The 16,672-nt window shown below is 47.5% G+C and carries 15 protein-coding genes; all 15 read left to right on the top strand.

The window, feature by feature from the left end:
- Window positions 1–6 precede the first annotated feature (6 nt).
- On the top strand, window positions 7–555 hold the full coding sequence (gene ssuE, locus MHI52_RS25115; protein ID WP_405157840.1) for an NADPH-dependent FMN reductase: 549 nt from the start codon (window positions 7–9) through the stop codon (window positions 553–555).
- A gap of 69 nt (window positions 556–624) precedes the next feature.
- Complete coding sequence (locus MHI52_RS25110) at window positions 625–1,497, top strand: LysR family transcriptional regulator (RefSeq protein ID WP_036673424.1); 873 nt, start codon at window positions 625–627, stop codon at window positions 1,495–1,497.
- 54 nt (window positions 1,498–1,551) lie between these two features.
- Entirely contained in the window at window positions 1,552–2,613 is a 1,062-nt protein-coding gene (locus MHI52_RS25105) for an LLM class flavin-dependent oxidoreductase (RefSeq protein WP_405157839.1), read from the top strand.
- A 50-nt stretch (window positions 2,614–2,663) separates the two neighbouring features.
- Window positions 2,664–3,875 (top strand): amidohydrolase, encoded by a 1,212-nt coding sequence (locus MHI52_RS25100; RefSeq protein ID WP_405157838.1) that lies wholly within the window; start codon window positions 2,664–2,666, stop codon window positions 3,873–3,875.
- A 341-nt stretch (window positions 3,876–4,216) separates the two neighbouring features.
- A complete protein-coding gene (locus tag MHI52_RS25095; protein ID WP_405157837.1) occupies window positions 4,217–5,077 on the top strand; it encodes a diaminopimelate epimerase in 861 nt (286 codons plus the stop codon).
- A gap of 43 nt (window positions 5,078–5,120) precedes the next feature.
- The gene (locus MHI52_RS25090) at window positions 5,121–5,915 is read left to right on the top strand and encodes an SAM-dependent methyltransferase (RefSeq protein WP_405157836.1); all 795 of its coding nucleotides are present in this window, start codon (window positions 5,121–5,123) and stop codon (window positions 5,913–5,915) included.
- A 66-nt stretch (window positions 5,916–5,981) separates the two neighbouring features.
- A complete protein-coding gene (locus MHI52_RS25085) occupies window positions 5,982–7,268 on the top strand; it encodes an opine metallophore biosynthesis dehydrogenase (protein ID WP_405157835.1) in 1,287 nt (428 codons plus the stop codon).
- A 231-nt stretch (window positions 7,269–7,499) separates the two neighbouring features.
- On the top strand, window positions 7,500–9,137 hold the full coding sequence (gene cntA / locus MHI52_RS25080; protein ID WP_405157834.1) for a staphylopine-dependent metal ABC transporter substrate-binding lipoprotein: 1,638 nt from the start codon (window positions 7,500–7,502) through the stop codon (window positions 9,135–9,137).
- Between the two features lie 229 nt (window positions 9,138–9,366).
- Complete coding sequence (opp1B, locus tag MHI52_RS25075) at window positions 9,367–10,299, top strand: nickel/cobalt ABC transporter permease (protein ID WP_076253269.1); 933 nt, start codon at window positions 9,367–9,369, stop codon at window positions 10,297–10,299.
- Window positions 10,299–11,195 carry a staphylopine uptake ABC transporter permease subunit CntC gene (cntC, locus tag MHI52_RS25070; RefSeq protein WP_076253270.1) on the top strand — a complete coding sequence of 299 codons (897 nt, stop codon included), beginning with the start codon at window positions 10,299–10,301 and terminating at the stop codon, window positions 11,193–11,195. The genes opp1B and cntC overlap by 1 nt, the downstream gene beginning before the upstream one ends.
- Window positions 11,176–11,985 (top strand): staphylopine uptake ABC transporter ATP-binding protein CntD, encoded by an 810-nt coding sequence (gene cntD, locus MHI52_RS25065; RefSeq protein WP_076253271.1) that lies wholly within the window; start codon window positions 11,176–11,178, stop codon window positions 11,983–11,985. Before cntC ends, cntD begins: the two co-directional genes overlap by 20 nt.
- Window positions 11,986–12,738, top strand: coding sequence for an ABC transporter ATP-binding protein (locus tag MHI52_RS25060; protein ID WP_076253272.1), 753 nt, complete (start codon window positions 11,986–11,988; stop codon window positions 12,736–12,738).
- A gap of 14 nt (window positions 12,739–12,752) precedes the next feature.
- Window positions 12,753–13,946, top strand: coding sequence for a staphylopine family metallophore export MFS transporter CntE (gene cntE / locus MHI52_RS25055; protein ID WP_076253273.1), 1,194 nt, complete (start codon window positions 12,753–12,755; stop codon window positions 13,944–13,946).
- A 41-nt stretch (window positions 13,947–13,987) separates the two neighbouring features.
- A complete protein-coding gene (gene cntE, locus MHI52_RS25050; protein WP_076253337.1) occupies window positions 13,988–15,208 on the top strand; it encodes a staphylopine family metallophore export MFS transporter CntE in 1,221 nt (406 codons plus the stop codon).
- Between the two features lie 236 nt (window positions 15,209–15,444).
- Window positions 15,445–16,641 carry a GTP-binding protein gene (locus tag MHI52_RS25045; protein ID WP_076253274.1) on the top strand — a complete coding sequence of 399 codons (1,197 nt, stop codon included), beginning with the start codon at window positions 15,445–15,447 and terminating at the stop codon, window positions 16,639–16,641.
- Window positions 16,642–16,672 lie beyond the last annotated feature (31 nt).

Below are 16,672 nucleotides of genomic sequence, written 5' to 3'. Positions count from 1 at the left end.
ATATTCATGTCACATGTTGTCATTATTGCAGGATCACCTTCCAAACGTTCGCGTTTGACAGGTCTGACGGATTACAGCAGTCAAAAATTAACGGAGGCAGGCATCACTGTTGAAGTCATTCACGTTGTGGATCTACCTGCTGAGGATCTGGTGCAAGCCCGGTTTGACAGCTCATTCATTCGTGATGCACTTGCTGTCGTGGAAGCGGCGGATGCCGTTATTGTGGCTACGCCAGTATACAAGGCATCGTACTCAGGAGTGCTCAAGTTGATCCTGGATCTGATTCCGCAAGAAGGGTTGCGGGGCAAGTTGACACTTCCGCTCGTTATCGGTGGCTCTATAGCTCATCTGCTCGCCATTGATTATGCATTGAAACCTGTTCTGGCAGCCCTTGGTGGAAGACATATCTTGGGTGGCGTGTATGCTGTGGATCAGGGAATTGAGCGATTGGATGATGGAAAATTTGTACTCTCGGCAGATGTTACCACACGTTTGGATCGCTCGCTGGATGAATTGATATTGACACTGGAAAAGGATGGGATTACGATATCATAAAACCAAGTAAGTGTATTGGATAAATCAATATAAGATCAAACGTCTGCGGACGTGGATACGGAGGCGCTCATGAATATCGAGAATATTGAAGCATTTGTATATATCAATCATTATGGAAGCTTCAATAAGGCTGCCGAAGTACTCTTCTTGTCCCAACCTTCGGTCACAGCTCGCATTCAGTCACTGGAAAGGGAGCTGGGCTGCAAGTTGTTTGATCGGCTTGGCAAACAAATTGTGCTGACAGATGAAGGTCGGAAATTCCTGCCATATGCGCAGCAAGTGCTGCAAGTGATTCAGAAGGGCAAGCAGAAGATTCAGCAACGGCGATCAACACCGGATGCTCTTCGACTTGGTAGTACAGTATCGGTTTCCAACTATGTCATTCCCGATTTTTTACCCAAGATCAAGGAAGCTTACCCCGAAATTAATATCAAATTGACGACCGCAACGACGGATCAGCTGATTGCCAAACTGCTTGGTCAGGAGATCGATCTTGCTTTTGTGCGCAAGGTCATGCATCCTGCGATCCGTACGGTTGCTTTTTATGAAGATCCGATCCAGCTCTATGTGTATAAAGGGCATCCATTCATTGAGAGCGGGCATGTCAGCATGGAAGCTATCCGGAATGAGCAACTGGTCTTTTTTGAATGTGGTTCACTGGACTGGCTTCGCATTCACCGGGCTTTCGACTCGCTGGAACATCCGCCGAATATTACATACCATGTCGATAATTCGGAGACGGCGAAGAAACTGGTTATGCAAGGGGCAGGCATTGCCTTTCTCCCGGGACTCACGGTGAAGAAGGAAGTGCAAAATCAGGAGCTGTTCCCCATTCAGGTACATGAGGTAGCAGGTGTATCGTTGCAGATCAGCGTCGTTACTTTAAAAGAAGAATATTCGCCATTGGCAGAGCCCTTCGGGGAACTGCTGCGGAAGTTATAGATTGTTTGTAAGATTCAAGAACAGCGGTTCAGCACAATCAAGGAGGAGAAGGATATGAGTATTCGTGTTGGCATTTTGGATCAGACTCCCATCTATGAAGGGGAAACGGCGGTGGATGCTTTTCGGCATACGATTGAGCTGGCACAGCGGGCAGAGCAGCTGGGATTCCATCGATTCTGGGTGTCGGAGCACCATGATTCAGGGCATGTTGCAGGTTCCTCCCCAGAGGTACTCATCTCCCACTTGCTTGCGCATACAAAGCGGATTCGGCTGGGGTCTGGCGGAGTAATGCTTCAGCATTACAGTCCATACAAAGTCGCCGAGAATTTCAATATCCTCGCAGTGCTCGGACCAGGAAGAGTTGACCTGGGAATCGGTCGTGCACCAGGCGGGTTACCACGTTCGACACAGGCGTTGCAGGAAGGTATTCAGGAAGCCGCATCTCTTCAAGAGAAAATTGTTCAAGTGAAACGATACATCCACAATGAGCCGCTTGAAGATCAGTCGCATCCACTTGCAGGTCTCAGCGCTTCGCCAGTGTCGGACATTCCAGCGGAGCTGTACGTACTTGGAGCAAGTGTCGATAGTGCAGGCATGGCTGCGGAACTGGGACTCCCATATGTCTTTTCACTGTTCATTAACAGTAATATAGAGGTAGCGCTTCAAGCGATCCGTGTATATCGTGAACAATTTGATCGTTCCCAGGGACGAGAGCCCTACGCTGCACTAGCCATATCGTTAATTGTGGCCGAGAGTGAGGAGGAAGCGGAAGGACTTGCGAGCGAGCATATGCTGGTGAAGATCCATCTGGAGAGTGGGAAAGTACTCACTGTCGGTTCTGTGGAACAGGCGGAAGAATTCGGCCGTCAATCAAACGAAACCTATCGGATCGAGATTTTGGAGCCAAGTGTGACCCGGGGTACGAAGGAAAGCGTAGGTCAGGCACTGCTGAAGTTCCAGCAGGAGTTTGCTGTGGAAGAGTTCATTGTGACTACAGCTACACGGGACTTTACCAAGCGAATTCGTTCATTCGAATTGTTGCGTGAGATTCTGGCAGAGCAGGGACTCAGTGAATTTGCACTGGAATCCAAGGAACAGGAAGCTGCAATCGGATAGAGTTAGGCAGTTAATATAGCAGTGAATATATACGAATGGGAGGCCATGTGATGAAAAGTGATCTGGAACAGCCCAAGCAGCATTCTGACCAACAAGTACAGGGCCCCGAGCATGAACTTCACGGTGAACGGGTGGAAGAATTCGTGGAAAGATTAATCACCATTCGGCGACATCTGCATCGTAACCCGGAATTGTCCGGCGAGGAAAAGGAGACGACAGCTGCCATTCGCAGTTGGCTGGAAGAGGAAGGTGTCCGTATTGCAGACGAATATGCGCTGTGGACAGGGCTTGTTGCTGAAGTGGGTCAAGGGGACGGTCCTGTTGTCGCCCTAAGAGCAGATATTGATGCGTTGCCCATTCAGGAAGAGACAAAGCTGGAATTTGCCTCCCAGGTAGATGGAAAGATGCACGCATGCGGACATGACGCACACACGGCAATTCTGATTGGTGCTGCACGATTACTGAAACAGCGCGAGTCCATTCTACCGGGAAAAGTACGGTTGATATTCCAGCCATCGGAGGAAAAAGCAACGGGTGCTCGGCAAGTGATCCAGAGCGGCGCATTATCCGATGTTCGGGCCGTATTTGGTTTGCATAACAAGCCTGATCTCCAGGTAGGTACGGTGGGCATTCGAGAAGGCGCATTGATGGCAGCAGCAGACGGTTTTGTTGTCAAAGTGGAAGGTGTAGGCACCCATGCAGCTGTGCCTGAAGCCGGCATTGATCCAATTGTGGTTGCCGCACATATTGTTACGGCATTACAGGCCATTGTGAGTCGCAATGTGGGAGCACAGGAGAGTGCTGTAATCAGTGTCACCAAGCTCCACAGTGGCACAGCCTGGAACGTTATTCCGGATGAAGCGATCCTTGATGGCACAGTGCGTACCTTTGATGAGAAAGTGCGTGCACGGATTCGCGAGCGTTTCAATCAGGTAGTCGCCGGTGTGGCGGCAGCCTATGGCACACGGGCTACGGTCCGCTGGATTCAGGGACCTCCTGCCGTGGTCAACGATGAGTCTCTGGCATCTGCGGCGGAGCAAGTTGCAAGTGAGATTGGATTAAACAGTGTTAGACCGCTACCTTCTCCAGCAGGTGAGGACTTCTCTTTTTATCAAAAAGAAGTTCCGGGCCTGTTCCTCTTCCTGGGTACCTCTGGCCCGCATGAGTGGCATCACCCTGGCTTTGATGTGGATGAACGGGCTCTGCCGCTGGGAGCACATCTTCTGGCTGCACTGGCTGAGAAAGCACTGCACAATGTGTAAGCACATCAAGAGTGATGAGTATAGTGAATCACTGGATCATATCCAGATCGAAACGGTCCCGTTCGACGGCAACCGTTTTTCGTATTTTTTTGATAAGAGCGGTCTCGGAACGACGAGTCGTTGAATCTTAATATATGGTGTAGTTATAGCTAGGGTTGGGCAAAAGCGTCAGCTCTGTTTGGGTTTTCTTACAGGAAGGGCAACTAAAGGTATTATGAAATTTTATTTTTTTAAATGGAAATATTTGTTGACGCTCCCCAAAAGGATGTGCTATATTTTTCTCGACCTTTAATCGTAATAATTACTATTAGATAAAAAGAAGAACAGGAGTAGTCGCTGCGATGAAACAGGAGATCGATTTTATCAAGTTCAGTCCCACTCAAAACATGACGATTCTGGTTAAAACGGATCATGCTGCCGAGAAATACAATCATATTGCAACTCGTCTAATGTCGTATGATAACGTTTACGCTGAACAAGTGGGATTCATAGAACCAACGAGGAGACCGGAAGCTGTGGCACGTCTGGAAATGGCCGGAGGAGAGTTCTGTGGCAATGCCTGTATGGCACTTGCAGCACACCACGCATCTGAAGCAGGACTGGCACAACAGGAGTTTATGGATATCATGCTGGAGGTTTCCGGAACCGATCAATTGATCATGTGCCATGTGAAGAAGCAGCAGAACGAATATGACTGTCAGGTAACCATGCCGATACCAAAGCAGATCGAACAACGAACAATCCGATACGAAGGCATCGAGCTCGATATGGTGATCATCCGGTACGCTGAGTTCATCCATATCGTGATCGAAGTCGATGACTTCAACGATACGATGAAGAAGAGGGCACAGACCCTTGCAAGGTTACTGGGGTTAACCCTGGGAGATAAGCTGATCGGTATCTTGTTATATCAATCACACTCGGAAGAAATGGCCCCACTCATCTATGTTCCGGAGCTGGATAGTCTGATCTGGGAGAGAGGGTGTGGTTCGGGTACGGCCTCCGTCGGAGCGTATCTCGCATGGAGCCAGCAGAGGCAGATTACGCAGTACATCAAGCAGCCTGGTGGGGCGATCAAAGTGGCAGCCCAGTGGAATGGCGCAGAACTTGGGAGTATTACGATTGAGGGATCTGTTGGCATCGTGGCTCAGGGCAAAGCCTTCATAGATGCTCCAGCAGAATGGAGCGTTGTAAACGCATGAGGTACATGATACATGATCGAGACAACGTATAGGGGGAAAAGAAATGATCACATTGGTCCATTTTCAGACATGTTTGAGTGAATTTGCAGAGAAATTCGATAAGCTCGCAAGCAAGTATGATCATACGATTCAGCATAGTGCAGAGCTGGAGGCTGTGATCAATGACTACTCCCGCTTTGTGACTGATCAGGACAATAAGGCAGCCTGGGAACAGTTGGAGCATTCGGAGCTGGAAGAACTGGATTCGCTTGTGTGGGAGTTAAGAAATAAATCCGCCCAGTGTGTGGCGATCATGGAGAAATATCGTGCATTAAAGTTAGAAAACGGGGATGTTCAGATTGCCGATTATTTCAAAAATATAGAAGAGTGTATCGATAAAGAATTCGGCAGCTTCCATGTCACCTCCGATTCCAACGTATTGTTGGTAGGCTCCGGTTCCTTCCCCATGACACCATTACTCATCGCCAAGCGAACAGGTGCACAGGTTGTCGGGATCGATATTGACGAAGAGTCCATTACACTCGGGCGAAAAGTAGTGGAGACACTGGGAACGGACTTGAAGATTCGTTTGGAGTCAACATTGCTTGAGGATCTGGATTATACCAGGGAAGCAACCCATATCATTTTCAGCTCTACGGTGGCCCCTAAATATGAGCTGCTTGATCAACTGCATGCCCTGACGAATGCACAGGTGGTTGTAGCCATGAGATACGGTGATCAGTTGAAGTCCTTGTTCAATTATCCGATGAGAGAGACGGACAGCAGCAAATGGAAGCTGGTGGATACGATCCTGCGCCCGGATGATGTGTTTGATATTGCGTTGTATCAAAAAGCATAGGTATGCAAGTGCATCCAAGTGCGTCCAAATGGATTACAGATTGAACATTGAATTAAGGAGGCTTATATGAGCAATCTTCAGCGAATTCTGATACTCGGAACCGGACCTGCATCCATTCAGCTTGCGGTAACGCTCAAAGATCATCTCAACTGCTGTATAGGCATTACGGGGAGACAATCGGTTCGTTCAGCGTCCGTATTCTCAGCCCTCGAACAGAGCAATGGGCGTATTCAGGTCAGCATTCAAAATGAGAAACATCAATCGCTCGCAGGTGAGTGTTACGTTGATCATGTGTTCAAGGGATATGACACCATTGATGGTAAATGGGATACACTCATTTTGGCGGTTACCACCGATGCGTATATCGATGTACTGGAACAAATGAATGATTTATTCATCAAACAACTGAAATGTATCATTTTGATTTCTCCAACGTTCGGGTCCAATCGACTGGTAACCCATTATATGAGAGAGCGGAATGCAGCGCCGGAAGTGATCAGTTTCTCTACCTACCTCGGAGATACTCGTTGGATGCACGAACATCCGTCCAATCATGTGATCACAACAGGGGTCAAGAAAAAGGTCTATATCGGTTCCACACGTTCCCCGTCTGAACAGGTCAGTAAACTATGCCAAATGTATGAGCGTTTGGGTATTGTGCTGGAAGTGATGCGATCTCCACTGGAGGCGGAAACGAGAAATATTTCGTTGTACGTGCATCCACCTTTGTTCATGAACGACTTCTCATTAGAAGCCATCTTTGGAGCATCGGATATTCAGAAATACATATACAAGATGTATCCTGAAGGTCCGATTACACAAGTTTTAATGCGAGAAATGCGGGCACAGTGGCAGGAGATTATGAATATTACGGACCGACTCCATATCCAGGGAGTGAACCTGCTTCAATTCATGACGGATGACAACTATCCGGTTCGATTAGAGAGTATATCACGCCAGGATATCGAGAATTTCAATCAGCTGCAGGTCATTCATCAAGAGTATTTATTATACATACGATACACCTCATTATTGATTGATCCATTCTCGGAACCCGATTCGGAAGGGAAATATTTCGACTTTTCAGCAGTCCCATTCCGTCAAACGTTCATGAACCGCGAAGGGGAACTGGACATCCCCCGTATGCCCAAGGAAGATTACTACCGCATCAAAATCATTCAGGGCATTGCCAGACATCTTGATGTGAGCTGTCCAACGATTGATCAATTTATCGCCAGGTATGAGGCGAAGATTCAGGAAGTGGCTGACGCACACCCGGATCAACGCTTGTCCGAAGCCTTTGCGATCCAATCCTTTGACGAGGAGATCCGCATGATCTGCACCGGACTTTGAGTAATAGGGTCTGATTACATTTAAATAATGCAAATTAAATTTTGTTTTACACAGTAACGGAGGGGGCAGAAAGAACCTGAAGAAGCGAAGCGTTCGCCTTTATCACCGGATTTTCTCTTTGGAAAAGAGATCAAAAAAATCTGGGGATAACAGCGATCGGAAGGTTGTTCTGACCACGTAGTGGTCTTGTGTAAAGTTTGAATTTTAATTTGCTCATCAGGAGGAAATGTTGTGAAAAAGCGTCTTACTTTTACATCTATACTATTGCTGGCGTCAGCCATTGCGCTGCTCGCCGGATGCGCTCAGAACACAAAAGAGAAAGAGAGCGCCCAAACGGAGCCTGCCAATAGCCAAGTACAAACGGAACTTATCTATGCTTCTGCCAAAGATATTAATGATATGAACCCCCATCTGTATACAGGCTCCATGCCTGCGCAAGGGATGATGTATGAGTCTCTGGTGGAAAACACACCTGACGGAATCAAGCCATTGCTAGCTGAATCATGGGATATTTCGGAGGGTGGCAAGACCTATACCTTTTATCTGCGACAAGATGTGAAATTCCATGATGGAGAGCCATTCAACGCAGAGGCGGTTAAACAAAATATCGATGCAGTACAGGCGAATGCCGAAAAACATGCCTGGATCAAGCTGTCTACCAAAATCACAAGTGTAAAGGTAATCGATGAGCATACGGTAGAGCTGACACTGTCAGAAGCCTATTATCCGGCACTGGTGGAATTGTCCATGACAAGACCTTACGTCTTCATATCACCCAAGGATTTCAAGGATGGGGGAACCAAAGACGGAGTAAGTGGTTTCCACGGCACAGGACCTTACAAGCTTACTGCTCATAAAGTTGAAGAGAATGCCACGTTTGAAGCCAATGAAGACTATTGGGGTGGTGCACCTGCAATCAAGAAAATCACATCCAAGGTTCTTCCGGCTGGAGAAACAACATTCCTGGCATTGCAAAAAGGAGAAATCAACTTTGTGTTCACCGATGACCGGGGAGCAGATAGTATCGATGTCGAAGCCATGGACCAATTGGCTGAATCCGGTGATTATCAAGTGATCCGAAGTGATGCAATGAATACCAATATGATCGTAGCCAATAGCAGTCGCGAGAATAGTCCAGTTCAGGAAACGGCAGTGCGGGAAGCGCTTTGGTATGCCATCGACCGGGAAACGATCAGTAACGATATTTTTAACGGTACGCAGACTGTTGCGGACACGCTATTTTCAGCCAATGTCAATTACGCCAAGGTGGACCTGAAGAAACGGGAGTATGATCCGGAAATGGCTAAAAAACTTCTGGATCAAGCAGGCTGGACATTGGCAGACGGTAAAGGGGTGAGAACGAAGAACGGTCAGCCTCTAGCCATGAAATTATACTATGACAGCAACTCGTCTTCACAGAAAATACAGGCCGAATTGATCCAGTATTCCATGAAAGAATTGGGTGTTCAGCTTGAGATTGTGGGCGAAGAGTCCACTTCCATCGCAAATCGGAGAGCCACCGGGGAATATGATCTGCTCTTTAATCAAACCTGGGGACTGGCCTATGATCCACAGAGTACCATTGCTGCATTTACATCAGATTCGGCATACAAGCATACAACAAGCGGAATTGCCCAAGCAGATGAATTGTACAAAAAAATCGATGAGGTCATGGTTTCCACAGATGAGGCTTCACGCCAATCCCTGTATGCCGACATTATGAAGATTGTCCATGATGAAGCAGTCTTCATCCCGATTACCAACGGACGTGTCACCGTAGTCGCTCCTGAGAATCTCGATGGAATCTCATTCAAGCAGACCCAATATGAACTGCCATTTGAAAAAATGAATTTTAAATATATAAATTGAACTAAACATTTACACAAAACGGAGAGGACAGAAAGAACCTGAAGAAGCGGAGCGTTCGCCTACAAGCTTTCTGCAAGAAAGCTACATCGGAAGCATACGCTATCCCCGGATTTTCCCTATATAAAAGGAATCAAAAAAATCTGGGGATAACAGCGATCGGAAGGTTGTTCTGTCATCGGAGTGTAGTGTAAATATTGTTTAGTTCAATTTAAATAGAGCGGAGATGGATATGGGAAGTTATATCGTCAAAAGGATTCTGTTAACCATCCCTTTACTGATTATCATTTCATTTATAACGTTTGTTCTGATTAATCTATCTCCCTTGGACCCGGCGGTTGTTGTGTTACAGGCACAGGAAGTTCCGCAGATCACGGATGAACTGATCGCCCAAACGAATAAAGCGCTGGGATTTGATCAGCCGTTCATGATCCAGTATGCGAACTGGATCATGGCTGTTGTACAGTTGGACTTTGGCAACTCTTATGTATCTGGTGAACCTGTGTGGTCATTAATGGGGCCGGCTTTTATGAACACATTGAAGTTAACGCTTGTCTCATCGGTATTTATTATTGCGCTGTCCATTCTGCTGGGTGTGATCTGTGCCATGAGAGAAGGCAAGTTGCTGGATCGATCGGTCAGAGGCGTATCATTTTTCCTTACAGCCATGCCGTCCTACTGGCTTGCAGCCATGATGATCTGGTATTTTTCCGTCAAGCTGGACCTGTTACCTACCAGTGGCATGGACTCGTATCGAAGCTATATTCTACCGGTGATTGTGATCACGGTGAGTTATACAGGCATTTATTTCCGAACGGTTCGAAGTTCCATGCTGAGCAATATGAATGAGGACTATGTGTTATATGCACGGGCAAGCGGTCTGAGTGAGAAGAAAGTAACCCTGCATATTCTGAGAAATTCATTACAGGTGGCCGTGTCCATCTTTTGCATGGCGATCCCAATTGTGTTGGGCAGTACGGTAGTCATTGAAAATGTATTTGCCTGGCCGGGGCTCGGGAGGCTCAGCGTGAAATCCATTTTAAGCAGGGATTTTCCGATTATTCAGGCGTATGTTCTGATGTTGGCTGTCACCTTTGTCTTGTTTAACACGTTATCCGACATCATTAATGCGGCGATGAATCCCCGGTTGAGAAAGGAATACTGATGCGAATATTGAAAAATCTGCGCAAAGACAAGCTTGCGATGACCTCTTTGGTAGTGATTATGTTCACGCTTATGGCGGGCATATTGGCTCCGCTTATTGCGCCGCATGATCCTGGACAAGTGAACATGAAGCTTCGATATGCCTCCTCGTCCTGGGAGTATCTATTAGGCAATGATCATCTGGGCAGATGTGTATTATCCCGGCTTATCTATGGCATCCGTCCAAGTGTGTTATGGGTTCTGGTTGCGCTCAGTCTATCTGTTCTGATCGGGGCTATTGTTGGATTCATCGCAGGTTACTTTAAGGGGAAAGTGGATGCATGGATCATGAGAGTCTGTGATATCATGCTGTCTTTTCCCGGATACGTGATGACACTGGCGGTGGTTGGCATTTTGGGTGCAGGACTGGAGAATATACTGATTGCCTTTGTGTGGATGAAATGGGCCTGGTTTGCCCGTGTTATTCGCACATCTGTGATGCAATTCTCTGATATGGATTATGTAAAATTCGCCAAAGCCTCCGGCACACCCAATTTGAGAATTATAACCAAACATATTGTTCCGGTTACCTTTGCCGATATTGCCGTCATTGCGAGTGGTTCCATGTGTTCAATGATGTTGCAGATCTCCGGCCTTTCCTTTCTGGGGCTTGGCATTCAGGCTCCGCATGCGGAGTGGGGGATGATGCTCAATGAGGCGAGGGAAGTCATGTTCTCCAGACCAGAATTAATGTTGGCACCGGGCCTGGCCATTGTGGTGGTCGTGTCTGCTTTTAATTTTCTATCGGATGCCCTTCAAGTGGCTCTGGACCCCAAATTGATGACCTCTCAAGGTAAGTCTGACAAGTCTTACGAAAGTGAGGTGAGAAAGGCCACTTATGAATATAGTCGAGGTTGAACATTTGAAAGTATGGGATACCAATACAGGTAAAGTGATCATTCATAACAGTTCATTCGAAGTTAAGCAGGGAAGCTGTATGGCCATCGTGGGGGAAAGTGGTAGCGGGAAGTCCGTTACGTGCAGGGCTATCATGCGACTGAACAAGCCATGGATTCGCCAATCGGGCAGGATGTTATTTCAGGGCGAAGACCTGAACCAGCTTTCGGAACCGGAGATGCGGCGTAAGCGGGGCAAGCATCTATGTATGATTTTGCAGAATGGCATGAGTGCATTTGATCCTTCCTGTGTCATTGGTGTTCATATTCGGGAGACGCTTCAGCAGCATTTTGGCTGGAATACCCGCGAGAGTGAACGGAAAATCATCAATGCCATGGAAAGCGTCATGCTCAGACATCCGCGCGAGATTCTGAATCAATATCCACATCAGCTGTCCGGTGGAATGCTGCAACGAATCATGATTGCACTGGCATTAGTGCTTGAGCCTGATCTGATTATTGCGGATGAGCCGACAACGGCGCTGGATACGATCTCTCAATATGAAGTGGTGGAGCAATTGATTCATTTACGCGAACGCATGGGCTGTTCCATGATGTTCATCTCCCATGACCTCGGCGTCGTTCAGAAGATTGCAGATGACGTGATGGTCATGAAAGACGGAAACATCGTAGAGCGTGGCAACATGCATTCTGTTTTGACGGAACCGGAGCATGCCTACACGCAGTATCTGGTCTCTACCCGATTGGAGTTGAGCAATCATTTTAAGGCGTTGATGCAGGGGGACTTATAGATGCTAAAGGTGGAAAGTATCGAAAAATCATATAACCAAGGCGGACTGTTCTCCAAGCACAGACAACAGGTATTGAAACAGGTTACCTTTGAATGCCAACAGGGTGAATGTCTGGGTATCATCGGTGAAAGCGGAAGCGGTAAATCGACGTTGGGCCGTCTGATTCTGGGCATTGAACGCCCAGATCTTGGAACGATCTTGCTGGATGGTCAGGACGTACAGAATCGGCGTGTACGGATGGGAAACCTCAGCGCTGTTTTTCAAAACTATACATCCTCCATCAATCCATTTCTTACCGTGGAAACTGCCATTATGGAACCGATGCAAGCGCAGCAAAAGCTGCGAAAGCATCAGGGAAACTCAGAGAAGGTAGATCTGTTGCTGAACCAAGTTGGACTGGGCCCTTCCTATAGATCCAAATATCCGCATGAACTATCCGGCGGGGAGGCTCAGAGAGTGTGCATTGCCAGGGCCATCTCGACAGCCCCAAAACTTATTGTGTTCGATGAAGCGATCAGTTCACTGGACGTGTCTGTTCAGATCCAGGTGTTGCAATTACTGAAAGAGTTGAAAGAAATCTATAAGCTGAGCTATGTCTTTATCACACATGATATACAGGCGGCAGCCTATATCTGTGACAGGGTAATCATTTTCAGAGAGGGACAGGTTGTAGAGATCGTTCCGACCAAGCAACTCAAGGACGTACAGTCCGACTATGCGAAGCGATTATTGAAGCATTTAATTACATTTTAGGGGGAACACCCATTGTGAGTGGAGCGATGTCTTGGCCTTTTCTGCGCTTGTACATACTGGTTCTTCTATATTTCAGTGCCAATGCCATTCTTAACGTGATCATCCCATTACAAGGGGAGTCTTTGGGTGCGAGCGGTACAACGATTGGACTGATCATGGGCGCTTATATGTTCACAACGATGTTTTTCAGACCCTGGGCAGGTCGGATTATTCAAAAGCACGGTCCGATTAAGATATTGCGTCTAATTCTGATTATCAATGGATTTGCGCTGATTTTATATACCTTTACGGGACTCGGAGGTTATTTGGTTGCTCGTATTTTGCAGGGGGTATCGACAGCGTTCTTTTCTATGGCTTTGCAGATTGGCATTATTGATGCACTTCCGGAGAAAGATCGGTCACAGGGAATTTCGTATTATTCGTTGTTTAGTTATATACCGGGGATTGTGGGGCCTGTTATCGCGCTAGGAATCTGGCAGACGGGTGGTATGGATTATTTTACAGTGGTTCTGATCGGTATTGCCGTCTGTACGGGCGTCTTCGGATATACCGCCAAAATGGAACCAAACAAGGAGCAACCTGCTGAGAATCTTTCGGAGCAGAACGTGAGCATGTGGGAATCCTTTGGTCAGTTGGTGAAGAATCCACATTTATTTCGTTGCAGTGTGTTAATGCTCGCCGCTTCGGTTGTATTTGGCGCGATTACCACCTTTATTCCGCTGTATGCAAGTCAAGTACCAGACGGGAATGCGGGTGTATATCTGATGCTTCAGGCAGGAACAGTGGTGTTGGCTCGAATTATGCTCCGAAAAAGGATTCCGTCCGATGGTAGTTGGCATTCTCCTTTCATCGTGGGTACGATGTGTCTGCTCGCCGTAGCTGCGCAATGTGTCAGTTTTGCCGTGACAGGCGGGGTGGTCTTTTTCTATGCGGGCGCTGTATTCATGGGAATCGGTCAGGCGATCCTGTATCCGACACTCACGACCTATTTATCTTTTGTCTTGCCTAAGCTGAATCGGAACGTTCTGATCGGGTTATTTATTGCAATGGCGGATCTGGGTATTTCTCTGGGTGGGGTGATTATGGGACCCGTCGCTGACTTCTCTTCCTATTCATTTATGTACATGATCTGTGCTATTCTAGGAGCGGTAATGATCGTTTTTGCCTATGAACGGCGTAGACCCGGGACAGGTACATCTGTGAGTTGATTGCCAGAAGAGAAAGTGGTGACGAACGTTTGAAGTCTTCGATGAATGCAACATCCAATGGGAAATTAAATCCGGTATCCTTTTCGTTTATCCGGTTTTATATGCTGGCCTTTTTATTTTTTGCGGCAAATTCAGCTTTGACGATTATTCTGCCCCTGAGAAGTGAGGCTGCGGGATTAAATCAGGCTGAGATTGGTCTGATGATGGGAGCATATATGTTCACTTGTATGCTCTTGAGACCTTTTGCAGCACAGCTGCTGGGTAAGCATGGGCCGCTTCGTGTGATGCAATGGTTATTGATTTTGCATGCCGGAACGCTGCTGCTGTTTGTTGTTTTTGGTGTGGAGACGTATCTGTGGTTGCGGGCCCTGCAAGGGGTGGCTACGGCTTTTTTCTCCATGACGATGCAGGCAGGCATTGTGGAAAAGCTGGAGGACAAGGACCGGGCACAAGGGCTGTCCATGTACACCCTGTTTACGATGGTTCCTTCACTGGTCATTCCGATCCTTGCCATACAAATCTGGGAAAATGCCAGTGATCTGGCGTTTACGCTGCTGATGATCGGACTGGCGGCTTTGCCACTTCTGATTGGATATAATGTGGATCTGCCGCGGAGTACCGTGCAGAACAAATCGTACACCTTGGGCGATATGTTTCGTTCATTCGGCGGCATCTGGCGCAGTACGCCACTGCTGATTAGCAGTGTGGTGATGTTGTTTGCGTCCTGCGTCTTTGGGGCGACAGCGACCTTTCTTCCCCTGTATATGGTATCCACTGGACTGGCGAGTGCAGGGGTATTTCTGACGATACAGGGATTGGTTGTGATCTTGTGCAGGTTTATTTTGCGAAAAAAAATTCCGTCCGATGGTAGCTGGAATACCTGGCTGATGGCAGGGTTAATGCTGTGTGCAGCACTGGGAACCCAGTTACTCAGCTTAATGGAGATCATCGGGCCATTGGTGTATCTCTCCGCGGTGTTTAGCGGTTTTGCCCTGGCACTGTTGTACCCGACGTTAACCACATATCTGTCCTTTGTGCTGCCTGCGGATTCCAGATATGTACTCATAGGGATTTTCATGTCCTCGTATGACCTCGGATTCTCTCTGGGTGGACTGGCGATGGGGCTCATTGTGCAAGTGAGTTCGTATTCGACCATGTTTATGATCTGCACGTTGCTCTCTATTGCAGCGATGGTACTGGTGTTGGTGTTCAGGCAACGGATGGAAGCGGGCAATAAGGCCAGATCTGGAGTGACTATATAAATTGAACTAAAGAACATTTACAGAGGAGGTTTATGACTCACTTCTTGCCAAAACGTATCCTCAGGATGCGAAAGTGCAAGGGCTGGTCGTCAGCCTTTTTTTGTTTTTTTTGCAGGTTGAAATCAAAAATAGTTTGACAACGACCGTGCAACAGGATTATAGTCATTGTTGTTAATCGTAATAATTACTATTAAAGTCTAAATTACACAGACTGCAAATATAAGGAGTAGATTTCTATGACACAAAAGCAAGTTCCGGTAACCGTACTAAGTGGTTACCTCGGTTCAGGGAAAACGACGGTTTTGAATCATGTGCTCAACAACAGACAAGGGCTTAAGGTTGCTGTGATCGTTAACGACATGAGTGAGGTTAATATTGATGCAGCGCTGGTTAAGGGGGAGGCAACCTTGTCTCGAACGGAAGAGAAGTTGGTGGAGCTGTCCAACGGCTGTATCTGCTGCACCTTGCGGGATGATCTGATGCAGGAGATTGAGAAGCTTGTGAACGAAGGGAAGTATGACTATATTTTGATCGAATCCACCGGCATCAGTGAACCTGTTCCAGTTGCACAGACCTTTACATACGCCGATGCCGAGTCGGGTATTGACCTGACTAGTCTGGCCCGATTGGATTGTTTGGTAACGGTAGTAGATGCCAATCGATTCTGGCATGATTTTGGATCAGGACAGAGTCTTCTGGATCGTAATCAGGCGACCGGAGATGAGGACACCCGTGACGTTGTAGACTTGTTGATTGATCAGATCGAAACCTGTGATGTGCTGCTACTGAACAAATGTGATCTGGTCGATGACACCGAGCTGAACAAGCTCGAAGGCATCATCCGGAAGCTACAGCCTAACGCCAAGATCATTCGGACTGAGAATGGAAAGGTGAATCCGTCCGAGATTCTGAATACAGGCCGCTTTAATTTTGAGAAGGTGAGCATGTCCGCTGGATGGATTCAGGAGCTGGAGAAGGAGTCGCATACACCGGAAACTGAGGAATATGGCATTGGTTCCTTTGTATATCGCCGCAGAAAGCCGTTCCATCCTTCCCGTCTGGCTGAATTCATGAGTTACTGGCCGGAAGAAGTGGTACGTGCCAAAGGTTTAGTATGGCTTGCGGCTGAAGGGGATGTTGCTGCAAGCCTCAGTCAGGCAGGGCCATCCATCCAGTTCGGTCCTGCGGGACATTGGGTCGCTGCGTTGCCGGAAGCGGACAAAGAAGAGATTTTACGTAACGAGCCGGATGTTCTGGAGAAATGGGATGCCCAGTGGGGAGATCGTCAGACGGAGCTTGTCATGATTGGGATCGAAATGGAGCGTGCGAGCATTGAAGACGAGCTGGACCAGTGCCTGCTCAGTGATGAAGAAATGCTGGGAGACTGGGGCCATTTCGACAATCCACTGCCATGGCCTGTGGAAGCGGTATAACTCGGAAGTTGATGTTCTAAACATAAATTTA

Source organism: Paenibacillus sp. FSL H8-0283 (assembly GCF_045040675.1).
GTDB lineage: Bacteria > Bacillota > Bacilli > Paenibacillales > Paenibacillaceae > Paenibacillus > Paenibacillus amylolyticus.
The sequence above is the reverse complement of the archived record's forward strand: the minus strand, read 5'-3'. Positions and strand labels throughout refer to the sequence as shown.

Excerpts from the sequence above, each read along its gene's own strand:
- MHI52_RS25045 (WP_076253274.1), top strand. The coding sequence starts at position 15,445 with ATGACACAAAAGCAAGTTCCGGTAACCGTACTAAGTGGTTACCTCGGT.
- cntC (WP_076253270.1), top strand. The coding sequence starts at position 10,299 with ATGCGAATATTGAAAAATCTGCGCAAAGACAAGCTTGCGATGACCTCT.
- MHI52_RS25085 (WP_405157835.1), top strand. The coding sequence starts at position 5,982 with ATGAGCAATCTTCAGCGAATTCTGATACTCGGAACCGGACCTGCATCC.
- opp1B (WP_076253269.1), top strand. The coding sequence starts at position 9,367 with ATGGGAAGTTATATCGTCAAAAGGATTCTGTTAACCATCCCTTTACTG.
- MHI52_RS25060 (WP_076253272.1), top strand. The coding sequence starts at position 11,986 with ATGCTAAAGGTGGAAAGTATCGAAAAATCATATAACCAAGGCGGACTG.
- MHI52_RS25110 (WP_036673424.1), top strand. The coding sequence starts at position 625 with ATGAATATCGAGAATATTGAAGCATTTGTATATATCAATCATTATGGA.
- cntE (WP_076253337.1), top strand. The coding sequence starts at position 13,988 with ATGAATGCAACATCCAATGGGAAATTAAATCCGGTATCCTTTTCGTTT.
- MHI52_RS25100 (WP_405157838.1), top strand. The coding sequence starts at position 2,664 with ATGAAAAGTGATCTGGAACAGCCCAAGCAGCATTCTGACCAACAAGTA.
- MHI52_RS25090 (WP_405157836.1), top strand. The coding sequence starts at position 5,121 with ATGATCACATTGGTCCATTTTCAGACATGTTTGAGTGAATTTGCAGAG.
- MHI52_RS25095 (WP_405157837.1), top strand. The coding sequence starts at position 4,217 with ATGAAACAGGAGATCGATTTTATCAAGTTCAGTCCCACTCAAAACATG.
- cntD (WP_076253271.1), top strand. The coding sequence starts at position 11,176 with ATGAATATAGTCGAGGTTGAACATTTGAAAGTATGGGATACCAATACA.
- ssuE (WP_405157840.1), top strand. The coding sequence starts at position 7 with ATGTCACATGTTGTCATTATTGCAGGATCACCTTCCAAACGTTCGCGT.
- MHI52_RS25105 (WP_405157839.1), top strand. The coding sequence starts at position 1,552 with ATGAGTATTCGTGTTGGCATTTTGGATCAGACTCCCATCTATGAAGGG.